Raw genomic sequence first — 13884 nt, 5'->3', positions numbered from 1 at the left:
CCCATTCCCTCGTTCTCCTCGCTCACAGCTCGTCCCGGATCGTCCACAGCTCCGGGAAGACGTCCTGCTCGGCGGACTTGCGCAGCCAGGTCAGCCCGCTGGAGCCGCCCGAGCCGGGCTTGCCGCCCATGGTCCGCTTGACCGCGGACAGGTGTCGCTGGCGCCAGCGGGTGACCCGCTCCGCGACGTCCAGCAGGGCCTCGCCGAGCGGCTGCAGCGCGGCGAACTCCGGCTCGGTGTACACCCGGCGCCAGGCCGCCGCGACCTCCTCGGACGGGCGGTAGCGCTGCTCGGAGTGCGCCGGGCTCAGCTCCAGGCCGCGCCGTGCCAGCAGCGCCAGCGCCTCGTCGTACAGGCCCGGGGAACGCAGCGCCTCGACCAGCCCGTCCTGGGTGTCCGGCATGCCGTCGTACATCGTCAGCAGGGCGGCGTTCTTGTTGCCGAGCAGGAACTCCAGGTGCAGGAAGGCCGCGGACTGGAAGCCGGAGGCCTCGCCGAACAGCGAGCGGAAGGAGTTGAACTCCTGCGGCGTCATGGTGCCCAGCAGGTCCCAGGACTCCACCAGCACGTCCTGGGCGTGGGTGCCCCGGCGCAGCGCGGCGAGCGCGGTGGGCAGGTCGTCCTCGCGCAGCGCCTGCCGGGCGATCGTCCACTCGTGCCGGATCAGGTCGAAGAGCAGCTCCATGACCTGGGTGGTGACGATGAACGACAGCTCGGCGGGCTCCTTGCTGCGCGGGTGCTGCAGGCTGTGCAGCTCGTCCAGCCGGACGTACTGGGCGTACGGGGTGCTCCGACCCGGCGTCCTGTCCCGACCGAACGACAGGTTGGGTGTCTCCACCGTGTCGTGCCCCATCCCGATGCCTCCTGATCCGTCCGGGCCCCTCGCCCGCTCCGGTGAACCAGACGGACTGCCTGGTTCCACCGGGTGCCCATTGTGCGGCGGGGGTGGCCCCCGCTTGAATGGTCGACGGACACCGCAACTGCCTTCGGAGCTGTCGTTCACGAGGCGTTCGGCGGATTCGCTTTACGAATGAAAACCACTTGATCCCGATCACCCGGGGAGCCCGCCATGGACGCCGTCGACCGCCGCCTGCTGGCCGAGCTGCAGGCCGACGCCCGGCTCTCGTACAACGAACTCTCCCGCCGGGTGAGCCTGTCCGCACCCGCGGTGGCCGAACGGGTCCGCCGCCTGGAGGCCGACGGGGTGATCAGCGGCTACCACGCCCACGTGGACCCGACCCGGGCCGGGCTGCCGATCACCGCGCTGGTGCAGATCCAGTGCTACGGCCCGCGCTGCGTGCTGCGCGACCCGGAGGTGGCGACCTGGCCCGAGGTGCTCCAGCTGCACCGGGTCACCGGCGGGGCCTGCTGCGTGCTGCTGGTCGCGGTGCCGACGATGGCCGAGTTCGAGGCGCTGTGCGACCGGCTCGGCGGCTACGGCCAGCCGGCCAGCTCGATGATCCTCTCCAGCCCGGTGCCGTGGCGGCCGCTGGCGCCGCGCTGACCGGGCGCGCGGCCCTCGGCGAACGGTCCTGCCTGGCCCTGACGTCGACGTCAAGGAGTAGGTTCCACCGCATGTCGAACGAGCGCCACATCCTGCTGCTGCCGGGGAGTCTGCGGGCCGGCTCCACCAACGAGACCGTGCTGCGGACGGCTGCCGCCGTCGCCGTCGCCGCCGCCGCCCCGGGCCTGCGCACCACGTACTACTCCGGGCTGGCCGAGCTGCCGCACTTCAACCCGGACGACGACACCGACCCGCTGCCCGGCCCGGTGGCCGCGCTGCGGGCCGCGATCGAGGCGGCCGACGCGCTGCTGATCTGCACGCCCGAGTACGCCGGGACGCTGCCGGGCTCGTTCAAGAACCTGCTGGACTGGACGGTCGGCGGCGTGGAGATCTCGGACAAGCCGGCCGCCTGGATCAACGCCGCCGGGCCCGGCCGCGGCGGGGGCGCCGAGGCGACTCTGCGCACCGTCCTCGGCTACACCGGCGCGGCCGTGGTGGACGAGGCCTGTGTCCGGATCCCACTGGAGCGCGGGGCGGTCGGCCCGGACGGGCTGGCCGCCGACCCGCAGGTGCGCGAGCGGATCGGCGAGGTGCTGGCGAGGCTGGCGGCGGCCTGAACGGCGGCCCGGCCGATGCCCCGACCGCCCCGACCTGCGGCCGGGGCGGTCGGGGCCGGGCTCAGTGCGCCTCGGGCACGGGCACCCCGAGCCCGGCCAGGCCCGCCAGGACCAGCTCCACGCCGACCGCCGCCAGCAGCAGCCCGAGCAGCCGGGACAGCACCTCCAGCGAGGTCCGGTGGGTGCGCCGCATCAGCGGTGCCAGCAGGGCCACGCAGACGTAGTTGATCACCGTGACGGCCACGTACGCTGCGGCGACGGTGGCCTTCCAGGCCCAGTCGTCCCGGTTGAGCGAGGCGACCAGCACGGCGGAGACCGCGAGCGGGCTGGCGATGTACGGCAGCAGCAGTTCGCGGATGCCGTCCACCAGCGGGTTCGACAGGTGCTCGTCCTCCTCGCTGCTGCCGCCGAGGTGGACGCCGAAGACCAGCGCCACCGCGTAGACGAAGAAGATCAGCCCGCCCGCCAGCTGCAGCGACTGGTCGCTGATGTGGAAGAGGGTGCTGACCTCGTCCGCCGTGAACCCGAGCACCAGGCCGATCACCGCCGAGATGACCGTGCTCCACGCCGCCAGCCGCCGCAGCTCCCGGGTGCTGCGGGTGGTGGCCAGCCGGGCGAAGGCCAGCAGGGTCTTCGGGGGGCCGACCACGGCGAAGAAGGTGATGAACGCGCTGCTCAGGTTGAAGACGAACATGCGCCCAGCATGACCGCGGCACCGCGGGCGGCCGGTCCGCCACGCCCCGCGGCCGGGCGTGGCGTGCGTCTCGCCGGTTCGCGCCGCATCCCGGTCGGCGGTTCATTCCCGATCGGCGGTGAATTCGCCCGGATGGCGGCTCCGGCTCGAACGCACGGGCGGTCTCGGTTGCTATGGAGGGAGGACCGCCACGCCGGCGGCCCCACCGGCAGTTCCGTCGGCACGACCACCGGCGGGGACCACCGGCAGCGGCCACCGGCAGGGACACTCCGCCGCGGAATCGAGGATGCGACATGTGCCTGAACCGTAAGGACCTGGGCCTGCTGGCCCTGCGCAGCGCGGTCGGCGGGGTGCTGATCGCGCACGGCACCCAGAAGCTGTTCGGCTGGTTCGGGGGCGGCGGCCTGGAGGGCACCACCCAGGCGATGGACCAGATGGGCTTCCATCCGGCCCGGCAGAGCGCGATCGCGGCCGGGCTCGGCGAGGCGGGCGGCGGCGCGCTGCTGGTCGCCGGGCTGGCCACGCCGGCGGCCGGCGCGGTGGTGGCCGGGACGATGGCGACCGCCGTGGCGGTGCACGCCCCGGCCGGATTCTTCGCCATGGGTGGCGGCTACGAGTACCCGGCCTTCCTCGGTGCGACCGGGCTGGCGATCGGCCTGGCCGGCGCCGGGCGGTACTCGCTGGACCACGCGACCGGCCACGTGTTCGACCGGCCCTGGCTGGGCGTGCTGTCCTTCGTGGCGAGCGCGGCCGGCGCGTACGGCGTGGTTGCGCGGCGCCGGCACGTGGTGCGGCTGCGCGAGGAGCGGGCCGCGGTGGAGGCGGACGAACAGGAGGGCTCCGGGCTGTCCTGACGGGCCGGGCCGGGCCGGGGCGGGTCGGCAGTCGGGTCGCGCGGTCGGGGCGCGTGGTCCGGCCGCGTGGTCGGGCCGCGCGGTCACCCGGAGGCAGCAGCCCTGCTGGCGGCTGCCCCCGGGGCCTCGGAGGGTGGGCGGGGAGGCGGGCCGGACAGCCCGGCGCCGACCGGAACCGGCCGACCGGAATCGAGGGACCGCATGGACCGCCAGTCGCACACCCGGGTCACCGCGCCGGGCACGGGAGCCGCTGCCCGGGGCGCGAGGGTCACCGCCCCGGGTGCCGGGGCCGCTGCCACGGGCGCGAGGGTCACCGCCCAGGACCTGGACGCGTCACCGCTGCGCCGTCGACGACCCGCCGTGGCAGGGGTGTTGACGGCGGCGCTGGTCGGCGCGGCCGCGCTGGCGGGCTGCTCCTCCGGGCAGAGCGCGAGCAGTGTGGCCTCCCAGGCGGTGTCCGCGGCGGAGAAGGGCGCGAGTGCCGCCGCCTCCGCCGCCTCGGCGCTGGCCTCGGCGGTCGGCGGGGCGGGTTCGGCGCTGGCCTCGGTGGCGAGCGGGGCGGGTTCGGCCCTGGCGTCGGCGGAGGCGCGGGCCTCGGAGGCGGTGTCGGCGGCCTCCTCGGCGGTGTCCGGGGTCAAGGGCGGGCTGGACGCCAAGGGTGACGTGACGGTCGGGGCGGTCACCACCGGCACGGACAACAGGACCCAGGTGCAGCTGACCGTCACCAACCACGGTCAGCAGTCGTACAAGTACGTGATCCAGGTGAACTTCACCGACGAGTCCGGCAAGGTGGTCGACGCCACCGCGGTGACCGTCCCGGAGCTGGCCGCCGGGCAGAGCGTCCAGGCGGCCGCGCGCAGCAACCGGCAGCTCTCGGGCACGGTCAAGGCCGACGTGGCCAACGCGATCCGGTACTGACGCCCGGTACTGAAGCCAGGTGATGACGCCCGGTCGGATCGGGGGCGGAACCTTAAGCGGAACTCAAGGCCCAACAGGACCCCTTGACGGGCGAGTTGGTCTAGTCCATTTTTATGCCCAGGTGCAGGGAGCCCCTGAACCGGCGTCGACGGCCTCGTGCCGCCGGCGCCGGTTCGGCACATCCCGGTGTCCCGTCACGGCCCGAACCGCTCGATTCCCCACCCATTCCTGTCATGTCCCGGTCGTTCGGCCCCACCCCGGACGCGCGCCCCCGGGGCGGCGGGAACCTCCCCCACAACCAGGAGTCACGTACGCATGCTGCGCTCACGCATCGAAAGGGCCGGGACCCCGGCTCCGCAGGGCGGCCGCCGACGCCGTCCGAAGAGCCTGGCCGCCGTCGCGGCCGGCACCGCCGCCTCCGTCCTGCTCGGCGCGGGCCTCGCGCTGTCCGGCGGCGGCGCGGCCAACGCCGCGACCACCAACTCCACCGGCGCGCCCGCCACCAGCGGCGGCATCAAGGTCGCCTACTTCGACCAGTGGTCGATCTACGCGAACGGCTACTACCCCAAGACGATCCAGGACACCGGGGTGGCCGGGAAGCTGGACTACCTGATCTACGACTTCGCCAACATCCATCCGACCGACCTGGGGTGTTTCGAGGCCACCAAGGCCGCCGACACGAACGACAACAACCCCAACGCGGGCGACGGCGCGGGTGACGCGTTCGCCGACTACCAGAAGAGCTTCGGCGCGGACATCTCGGTCGACGGCGTCGGCGACGTCTGGAACCAGCCCGTCGCGGGCAACTTCAACCAGCTGAAGAAGCTGAAGGCGAAGAACCCCAACCTCAAGGTCCTTATCTCGCTGGGTGGTTGGACCTACTCCAAGTACTTCTCGGCGGCGGCCGCCACGGACGCCTCGCGCAAGCACCTGGTGTCGTCGTGCCTCGACATGTTCATCAAGGGCAACCTGCCGTCCGACGCCGGCTACGGCGGCCCGGGCTCGGCGGCCGGCATCTTCGACGGCGTCGACATCGACTGGGAGTACCCGGGCGGCGGCGGCCACACCGGCAACATCTCCAGCCCGGCCGACAAGCAGAACTTCACGGCGCTGCTGAAGGAGTTCCGCACCCAGCTGGACGCGCAGGGCAAGACCGACGGCAAGACCTACGCCCTGTCGGCCGCGGTCGGCGCCGGCCAGGACAAGATCATGAACGTCGAGACCGACAAGATCGGTCAGTACCTGACCTTCCTCGACGTCATGACCTACGACATGCACGGAGGTTGGGACGCGCAGGGCCCGACGAACCACCAGGCCCCGCTCTACTCCGGCCCGAACGACCCGTCGACCCCGGCCAAGCCGGGCAACGGAAAGTACTCGATCGACAACGCCGTCAAGGCGTGGACGGTCGGCGACGCGCAGTACGGCATCCCCGGCGGGTTCCCCGCCAACAAGATCAACATGGGTGTGCCGTTCTACTACCGCGGCTGGACCGGCGTGAAGGACAACGGCAAGCACGGCCTCTTCCAGCCCGCCGCCAGCCCGGCGGCCGGCGCGGCGATGTCCGGCAACGTCCCCGGCATCCAGATGTACAAGGAGCTCGCGGGCTTCGTCGACAACCCGTCCAGGACCTTCTGGGACGACGACGCCAAGGCCACGTACTTCTACGACGGCAACACCTTCTGGAGCGGTGAGGACACCAAGTCGATCCAGGCCAAGCTCGACTACGCGCACTGCAACGGCCTCGGCGGCTCCTTCGCCTTCTCGCTCTACGACCTCGGCACCCGGACCGGGCTGTTCGACACGATGGTGAACGCCACCAACGGCTCCGCCGCGGCCTGCCCGGCCCCGCCGACCGGCACGCCGACCCCGACCCAGACGCCGACCGGCACGCCGACGGGCACCCCCACCGGCACGCCGACGGGCACCCCCACCGGCACGCCGACCGGCACCCCGACCTCGCCGGCCACCTGCTCGGCCGCCCCGAGCTGGGACCCGAACACCACCTACGCGGCCGGCGGCACCAAGGTCTCGTGGAAGGGCCACTACTACACCAACAAGTGGTGGACCAAGGGCGAGGACCCGAGCCTGAGCGGCCAGTGGGGCGTCTGGACCGACAACGGTCCCTGCTGACGACCCGAACCACCGGATGACCGGGGCCCCGACGGGCCTGCGCGGCACCCGGACGAGTCCGGCCCGCCGGGGGAGCACCCCCGGCGGGCCGGACCCTTTCGTTCCCGGGCGCCGCGCCCCGCTCGCCGGGCGCGGCGGCCCCGGGCCGGCGCCGGCTCAGTCCAGGTCGGCGGTGCGGCCGAGGGCGTCGGGCTGGGTCTCCTCGATCCGCCGCAGCATCCGGGCCAGCAGGCCGGAGAGCGCGGTGCGCTCGGGGCCCACGACGTCCTGGAGCAGCTCCTCCTCGAACACCGCCGCCATCCGCATCGACTCCAGCCACTTGTCGCGGCCGGTCTCGGTCAGCTCGATGATCACCCGCACCCGGTTGGACTCGTCCCGCTCCCGGGTGACCAGGCCGTCGGCCACCATCCGGTCGATCCGGTGCGTCATCGCCGCCGGGGTGAGTCCGAGCCGCTTGGCCAGCTCGCCCGGCCCCAGCCGGTACGGGCTGCCGGCGACCACCAGGGCCTTGAGCACCTCCCACTCGGCGGACGTGATTCCGAGCACGGTCAGCTGCCGGTCGTACGCCACGCCCATCCGCCGGGAGACCCGGTTGAGGGTCTGCACGATGGTCTCCACCTGGGGGTCCACGGTGGGGAACTCCCGCTGGTAGAGCGCCACTTGCTCGGCGATTCCGAGCTCCAGGGGGGTGGCCGGTGCGGGCTTTCCGGCAGCCGGCGCCGGCTTGTCCGTAGTCATGCGGACCAGTGTCGCACGAGCGTGCACCCCTTAAGCCTTTGACTCCACAGCCTTCTGGTGCTAAGACTTTATCTCGTCAAACTTTAGCTCTGAAATCTTCTGGACTTAAGAGTATCCAGTCGAAGCCAGGAAGGGATGTGCACGGTGGTCGGCACGGTGAAGCAGCGGAGGCCGCGTCGCGGGGCGGGTGGCCCGCTGCGCCGCGTCCAGATCGGCAACGCGCTCAGTGCGTTCGGCAGCGGGTTCACGATGCCGTACATGTTCGTGTACGTGGACCAGGTGCGCGGCCTGGGCTCGCTGGCGGCCGGGATGGTGTTCACCGTCTTCGCGCTGGCGGCCCTCGCCGTGCTGCCGTTCACCGGGCGCGGCATCGACAGGTACGGCCCCCGTCCGGTGCTGCTGGCCGGTACGGCGCTCGCCGCCACCGGCGCGTTCGCCTTCGGCCACGCCACCGGCACCCCGGCCCTGCTGGTCTCCTCCTTCCTGTTCGGTGCGGGTGTCACCACCTGCCAGCCGGCGCTGGCCACGATGATCGTCCGCTGCTCGACGGCGGCGACCCGCTCGCACGCCTTCGCGCTGCAGTTCACCCTGGTCAACCTGGGCATGGGCATCGGCGCGCTGGTCGGCGGGCAGATCGTCGACGTCACCGACCCGGCCAGCCTCACCCGGCTGTTCACCATCGAGGCGGCGACCTTCCTCGGCCTGGCCCTGGTCACCGGCACGGCCCGGATGCCGCGGTTCCAGCTGAGCGCCGTCCACGAGAAGGGCGACGGCCCGACCGGCCTGCGCGCGCTGGTCGCCGACAAGGCGATGCTGCGGCTCTGCCTGCTCGCCGGGCTGATCTTCTTCACCTGCTACGGCCAGTTCGAGTCCGGTGTGGCGGCCTTCGCCACCGACACCGTCGGCACCGCGCCCTCCACCCTGGGCTTCGCGATCGGCGCCAACGCGCTGACCATCGTGGTGCTGCAGATGTTCATGGTGCGGATCACCGCGCGCCGCCGCCGCACCACCGCGATGGCCGCGGCCGGCCTGGTCTGGCTCGGCGCCTGGGCGATGGCCCTGGTGGCCGGCCTGATCCGGACCGAGACCATGGCCGCCACGGTCGCCATCGTCTCGATCTACGCCCTCTTCGGCGTCGGCGAGTCGCTGCTCGCGCCCACCATGGGCCCGATGGTGGCGGACCTCGCCCCGGCCCGGCTGCTCGGCACCTACAACGCCGGCTACTCCCTGGTGAAGCAGATCGCGATCGCGGTCGGCCCGGCCGTCGGCGTGCTGCTGGTCGGCTCCGGCACCTGGCCGCTCTACCTGGCGGCGATGGCGGGCTCGACACTGCTGATCGTCGCCCTGGCGCTGCGGCTCCGCCCGTACCTCACGCCGGAGCAGGACAACGCCGCCCCGGCCGTGGTCCACGCCGTCCCGGTCCGGGAGCTGCAGACCGCCGCGTGACGAAAGGGCACGTGCGAGCGTGTGAAACGGGCGCCGACCAGGTCACCTGGTCGGCGCCCGTCGCGCTTGGCTTCGCGACCACCGCCACATAGTGTCAGTGGCTGTTGACCGCCCGGACCAGGCCCCAGCGCCGGGCCCGGGCAGAGCAGACAGGCGAATCGGCGAGGCTATGACGCAAGCGGCGCTCACGCACCCCCCGGCGGCCCCGGCCCCGGCCGACCCCGCACCGGCCCCGCGCGGGGGCGTGGTCCGCTGGGCGGCCGACCGCTCCGGGTGGCTCGGGCCGATCGGCGTCGCGATCTTCGCCGGGCTGCTGCGGTTCTGGAACCTCGGCTACCCCAACGCCTTCGTCTTCGACGAGACGTACTACCCCAAGGACGCCTGGTCGCTGCTCCGGCAGGGCTACGAGGCCAACTGGCCCGACCACGCCAACGCCGACATCCTGGCCGTCCCGCAGTCCGTCCCGCTCGGCTCCGCGCCCGAGTTCATCGCGCACCCGCCGCTCGGCAAATGGGTGATGGCGATCGGCGAGCAGCTGTTCGGACTGCACCCCTTCGGCTGGCGGTTCATGACGGCGCTGCTCGGCACCCTCACCGTGCTGATGCTGGCCCGGATCGGCCGCCGGCTCTTCGGCTCCACCCTGATCGGCTGCACCGCCGCGCTGCTGATGTCGGTGGACGGCCTGGCGCTGGTGATGAGCCGGGTGGGCCTGCTCGACGGCATCCAGATGTTCTTCGTGCTCGGCTCCTTCGGTGCCCTGCTGATCGACCGCGACCACGCCCGCGCCCGGCTCGCCGAGGCCGCCGACGGCGACACCGTCCGGCTCGGGTGGCGCCCCTGGCGGATCGCCGCCGGGGTGCTGATCGGCGCGGCCTGCGCGGTCAAGTGGAACGGTGCCCCGATCCTCGCCGCCTTCGGCATCCTGACCGTCCTGTGGGACCAGGCCGGCCGCCGCGGGGCGGGCGCCCGCCGCCCCTGGCGCTCCATGCTGCGCCGGGACGCCGGGCCCGCCCTCCTCGCCATGGTGGGCTCGGCCCTGGTGGTGTACGTCGGCGCCTGGGGCGGCTGGCTGCTCAGCGGCGGCAGCGGCGAGGGCGGCTACGACCGGCACTGGGCCGACGGCCGCGCCGGGCTGTCCCCGGACAGCTTCCTCGGCGTCCCGCTGCCGCAGGTGCCGATGAGCTGGGTGCCCGCACCGCTGCGCAGCCTGTGGCACTACCACTCGCAGATGTACGACTTCAACACCGGTCTGAGCACCCCGCACACCTACCAGTCCAACCCCTTCGCCTGGCTGGTCGACGGCCGCCCGGTCTCCATGTACTGGGAGCAGATCCCGAACGGGACCCGCGGCTGCACCTCCTCCGGCGGCTGCGCGGCGCAGATCCTGGGCCTGGGCACGCCGTTCCTCTGGTGGGCGGCCTGCTTCGCGCTGGTCTACCTGCTGTGGCGCTGGTTCTTCCGGCGGGACTGGCGCTCCGGCGCGGTGCTGTGCGCGGTGGCCGGGATCTACCTGCCCTGGTTCCGCTACCAGGAGCGGACGATCTTCTCCTTCTACATGGTCGTGCTGGTGCCGTTCCTGTGCCTGGCCGTCGCCCAGATGCTCGGGGCGATCCTCGGCCCGCCCGGATCCAGCCCCCGGCGCCGCCGGATCGGCGCGATCGGGGCGGGGGCCGTCGTGCTGGCGGTCGTCGGCTGCTTCGCCTTCTTCTACCCGCTGTACACGGCGGAGGTGATCCCGATGTCGTCCTGGCAGGACCGGATGTGGTTCACCAGCTGGATCTGATGGACCTTGCGGCGTCCGGTGGCCAGCTGCTGCCGGTCACGCCGGTGCTCGGGGTGGTCACCGCCGTCCTGCTGCTGGCCGCCGTCGTGGTGGCCGGGCGGGGGCAGCTCGGCCACGGGCACGCGGTGCTGCGGGCCGGGTTGCGCGCGGTGGTGCAGCTGGCGGCCGTCGCCGCGGTGATCACCTGGGTGGTCGGCTCGCTGTGGTGGTCGGCGCTGTTCGTGGTGCTGATGTTCGGCGTCGCGGTGCGCACTGCCGGGCGGCGGATGACCCCGGGGCCGGGCTGGGTCTGGGCGGCCGCGCCGATCGGGGCCGGGGTGCTGCCGGTGCTCGCCCTGCTGCTGGGCGTCGGGCTGCTGCCGCCGAAGGGCCTGTCCGTCATCCCGGTCGCGGGCATCCTGATCGGCGGCGGGCTCACCGCGACCTCGCTGGCCGGGCGGCGCGCCCTGGACGAGCTGCGGCTGCGGCGCGGGGAGGTGGAGGCGGCGCTGGCGCTCGGCTTCGAGGAGCGCGACGCACGGCTGGAGATCTGCCGCACGGCTGCGGCGACCTCGCTCGTCCCGGCCCTGGACCAGACCCGTACGGTCGGCCTGGTCACCCTGCCCGGCGCCTTCGTCGGGATGCTGCTCGGCGGTGCCTCGCCCGTCCAGGCGGGGGCGGTGCAGCTGTTCGTGCTGATCGGGTTGCTGGCGGTGGAGTCGGTGGCGATCGTGGTGGTGCTGGAACTGGTCGGCCGGGGCCTGGTGACGGCGGGGGAACCGGGCGAAGGCCGATGACGGCCGGGAGCCGGGAGCCGGGAGCCGGGAGCCGGGAGCCGGCGGCCGGCAGCCGACGGAGCCGGGGCACTGGAAGGCGTCGGGTACCCTTGGGGGCGTTGAAGGGGAGTAGCCCTCCACCGGACCGTCGACATACTGGCCCCCAGGGGCCCGGCGCCCGGGGCACCGCTCGTAGAGCGTTGCCGGCGAGACCTTCGGCCGCAGTGCTGTGACCATGACCAGTGCTGTCGGGCCGGAGCGTCCCCTGACGGAGCTGCGACGGCCGGGCAGCCCGACCGAGGAACCTCCCTTGATGAGTGAGCGAACCGAACGAGCCGTCGACGGGCGCGTCCGTGCGAACGTCCCTGCCGAGCGAAACGAGGCGGGCGCATGAGCCTGACCGTTGCCGTGTTGACGTTCGGCATCGTCTTCCTGGCCGAACTGCCGGACAAGACCGCGCTGGCCAGCCTGGTGCTCGGCACCAAGTACCGGGCGAGCTACGTCTTCGCCGGCATCGCCGCCGCCTTCGCCCTGCAGGTGGGGATCGCGCTGGTCGCCGGGCACCTGCTGTCGCTGCTGCCGCACCGCTGGGTGGAGCTCGTCACGGGCGTGCTCTTCCTGGCGGGCGCGGCGATGCTGCTGTTCCACGGCGGCGGGGACGAGGACGAGCACGCGGCCAAGGAGCCGTCCTCGAACAGCTTCTGGAAGGTGGCCGGGGCCAGTTTCGTGGTCGTCGCGATCGCCGAGTTCGGTGACCTGACCCAGATCATGACCGCCAACCTGGCCGCCAAGTACGCCGATCCGCTGGCCGTCGGCCTCGGCTCCTGGCTGGCGCTCTGCGCCGTCGGCGGGATCGCCATCGTGGGCGGACAGAAGCTGCTCAAGTACGTGCCGATGAAGCTGATCATCCGGGTGGCGGCGGGGATCATGCTGGTGCTGGCGGCCGTCAGCATCGTCGGGGCGATCACCGGCTGACGTCCCGGAAGCGGCGAACGGGCGGCGCCCGCCGATCGGCGGGCGCCGCCCGTTTCGTGTGTCCGGGGATCAGCAGCCCGGGTCGGCGGAGAGGACGGCCTGGGTCTTGGGACCGTAGAAGCCGTTCTCGCCCTTGATCCGGTTCTCGCGCTGGTAGCTGCTGAGCACCGATTTGGTCCAGTCGTCGAAGGTGCCGGAGATGATCGACTTGTCGACGAATCCGCATTCGGCGGCGTAGAGGCGCTGCTGCATGTCCCGGACGTCGGGCCCGACCATCCCGACCTGCAGCACCCGCGGGGTGGGCGCGGGGGTCGGGGTGGGCGTCGGCGTCGGGGTGGGGGTCGGCGTGGGAGTCGGGGTCGGCGTCGGCGTCGGAGTGGGGGTCGGCGTCGGAGTGGCCGTCTTCGTCGGCGTCGGCTTGCGGGTGGGCGTCGCCGACGGGCTCGGCGCCTCACTGGTCGGCGCCGGCGTGGTCGCGGTGGGGACCGCCGAGGGGGCCGGGTCCACCGGCGCGGGCGCCAGGGTGGTGGTCGGCAGCGGCTTCGCCTGCTTGGCGTCCGGCTCGGAGGAGGGCGTCACGGCGTACGCGACGCCGATGGTGAGCGCCACCAGCGCGGCGCCGACGCCGACGAGCAGCCCCTTGCGCTCGGTCAGCGGGTTCCTGGCGGCCTGGTCGGCCGCCCGGCGTGCGGCCCGTCCGCCGGTGTCCGGCGCGTCGGGCCCGGCGGGGGCGTTGTCGAAGGGGAACAGGCCGATCTCTTGCCCGGCCCCGTACTCGGCCTCGTGTCCGGCTCCGTACCCGTTGCCGCCGTACCCGTTGCCGCCGTACCCGTTTTCGTACCCGTTGCCGTGCCCGCCGGCGTGCTGTCCGGGGGTCTGCGGCGGCCCTGCCGCGTACGCGCCCGGCCCGGGGGCCGGCACCGGGGGCAGCACCGTGGTCGCGTAGGCGTCGGCGTCCGGGCGGAGCGGGGGCTGCCCGGCGTGGACCGGCGGCAGCACCGTGGTCGCGTAGGCGTCCGCGTCCGGCCCGAGCGGCGCGGTGACCGGCCCGCCCGGAGCGAACGACTGCCCCGGTGCGGCGGGCGGCAGCACGGCGGTCGCGAACGGGTCCACGGTCGGGGCGTGCGCCGGGGCCTCCTCGGCCACCTGGTCGGCGGTCTGCGGGACGTACGGGCGGACCAGCGGCGGGCCCTCGATGTGGGGGAGGACGGCTGTCTCGGTGAGGCTCGGGTCCGGGACACAGCCGCACCCGGCTGAGCGTGCGGTGCCGCACGTCGGGCAGTGCTGGTCCGGCATCGGCCGGTCCTCCTCGGTTTCGGGTCGTGCTCGTGTGCGGTTCCGGTGGCGTCCGGGCGGGGCCCGGGCGCACGATCGCGCCTGATTATGCAGGACTGCCCGGAGGGTGGACAGGGGCGTCCGACCCGCTGCGGGGGTGTTGTGCCGGTTGGTGCCGGTTGGCCCCTCCGA

13 protein-coding genes are annotated in these 13884 nt (G+C 73.2%); 9 read left to right on the top strand and 4 right to left on the bottom strand.

Features of this window, described 5'->3' with window-relative positions:
* Nucleotides 1-22: 22 nt before the first annotated feature.
* On the bottom strand, nucleotides 23-853 hold the full coding sequence (locus tag ACZ7KX_RS23830) for a tryptophan 2,3-dioxygenase (RefSeq protein WP_470328222.1): 831 nt from the start codon (nucleotides 851-853) through the stop codon (nucleotides 23-25).
* 216 nt (nucleotides 854-1069) lie between these two features.
* Between ACZ7KX_RS23830 and ACZ7KX_RS23825 the strand changes: the two genes are divergently transcribed.
* A complete protein-coding gene (locus tag ACZ7KX_RS23825; protein WP_350523224.1) occupies nucleotides 1070-1504 on the top strand; it encodes an Lrp/AsnC family transcriptional regulator in 435 nt (144 codons plus the stop codon).
* A 71-nt stretch (nucleotides 1505-1575) separates the two neighbouring features.
* Nucleotides 1576-2121: an NADPH-dependent FMN reductase gene (locus ACZ7KX_RS23820; protein WP_470328221.1), complete on the top strand. Its 546-nt coding sequence runs from the start codon at nucleotides 1576-1578 to the stop codon at nucleotides 2119-2121.
* A gap of 61 nt (nucleotides 2122-2182) precedes the next feature.
* Here the strand turns inward: ACZ7KX_RS23820 and ACZ7KX_RS23815 are convergent, their stop codons facing one another.
* Nucleotides 2183-2815 (bottom strand): MarC family protein, encoded by a 633-nt coding sequence (locus ACZ7KX_RS23815; RefSeq protein WP_350523226.1) that lies wholly within the window; start codon nucleotides 2813-2815, stop codon nucleotides 2183-2185.
* A 293-nt stretch (nucleotides 2816-3108) separates the two neighbouring features.
* On the opposite strand from ACZ7KX_RS23815, the gene ACZ7KX_RS23810 reads away from it, so the two are divergent.
* The 3 genes from ACZ7KX_RS23810 to ACZ7KX_RS23800 all read left to right on the top strand — a co-directional run bounded on the left by ACZ7KX_RS23810 (nucleotide 3109) and on the right by ACZ7KX_RS23800 (nucleotide 6720).
* Nucleotides 3109-3669: a DoxX family protein gene (locus ACZ7KX_RS23810; protein ID WP_470328220.1), complete on the top strand. Its 561-nt coding sequence runs from the start codon at nucleotides 3109-3111 to the stop codon at nucleotides 3667-3669.
* Nucleotides 3670-3870: 201 nt separating this feature from the next.
* Nucleotides 3871-4587 carry an FxLYD domain-containing protein gene (locus ACZ7KX_RS23805; RefSeq protein ID WP_470328219.1) on the top strand — a complete coding sequence of 239 codons (717 nt, stop codon included), beginning with the start codon at nucleotides 3871-3873 and terminating at the stop codon, nucleotides 4585-4587.
* Nucleotides 4588-4902: 315 nt separating this feature from the next.
* The gene (locus ACZ7KX_RS23800; RefSeq protein ID WP_470328218.1) at nucleotides 4903-6720 is read left to right on the top strand and encodes a glycosyl hydrolase family 18 protein; all 1818 of its coding nucleotides are present in this window, start codon (nucleotides 4903-4905) and stop codon (nucleotides 6718-6720) included.
* Nucleotides 6721-6876: 156 nt separating this feature from the next.
* Here ACZ7KX_RS23800 and ACZ7KX_RS23795 read toward each other — a convergent pair whose 3' ends face one another.
* The gene (locus tag ACZ7KX_RS23795; protein WP_396550945.1) at nucleotides 6877-7458 is read right to left on the bottom strand and encodes a MarR family winged helix-turn-helix transcriptional regulator; all 582 of its coding nucleotides are present in this window, start codon (nucleotides 7456-7458) and stop codon (nucleotides 6877-6879) included.
* Nucleotides 7459-7593: 135 nt separating this feature from the next.
* Between ACZ7KX_RS23795 and ACZ7KX_RS23790 the strand changes: the two genes are divergently transcribed.
* The 4 genes from ACZ7KX_RS23790 to ACZ7KX_RS23775 all read left to right on the top strand — a co-directional run bounded on the left by ACZ7KX_RS23790 (nucleotide 7594) and on the right by ACZ7KX_RS23775 (nucleotide 12417).
* Entirely contained in the window at nucleotides 7594-8904 is a 1311-nt protein-coding gene (locus ACZ7KX_RS23790) for an MFS transporter (RefSeq protein WP_470328217.1), read from the top strand.
* Between the two features lie 169 nt (nucleotides 8905-9073).
* Nucleotides 9074-10687, top strand: a complete 1614-nt coding sequence (locus tag ACZ7KX_RS23785) for a dolichyl-phosphate-mannose--protein mannosyltransferase (RefSeq protein WP_470328216.1) — start codon at nucleotides 9074-9076, stop codon at nucleotides 10685-10687.
* Nucleotides 10687-11463 (top strand): ABC transporter permease, encoded by a 777-nt coding sequence (locus ACZ7KX_RS23780; RefSeq protein ID WP_470328395.1) that lies wholly within the window; start codon nucleotides 10687-10689, stop codon nucleotides 11461-11463. Before ACZ7KX_RS23785 ends, ACZ7KX_RS23780 begins: the two co-directional genes overlap by 1 nt.
* 369 nt (nucleotides 11464-11832) lie before the next feature.
* Entirely contained in the window at nucleotides 11833-12417 is a 585-nt protein-coding gene (locus ACZ7KX_RS23775; RefSeq protein ID WP_470328215.1) for a TMEM165/GDT1 family protein, read from the top strand.
* 69 nt (nucleotides 12418-12486) lie between these two features.
* Here ACZ7KX_RS23775 and ACZ7KX_RS23770 read toward each other — a convergent pair whose 3' ends face one another.
* A complete protein-coding gene (locus ACZ7KX_RS23770) occupies nucleotides 12487-13713 on the bottom strand; it encodes a peptidoglycan-binding domain-containing protein (protein ID WP_470328214.1) in 1227 nt (408 codons plus the stop codon).
* Nucleotides 13714-13884: the final 171 nt, after the last annotated feature.

The organism is Kitasatospora sp. NPDC038210 (genome assembly GCF_055600605.1).
Note: the sequence above shows the minus strand (reverse complement) of the source record. Positions and strands in the feature narration are given on the sequence as shown.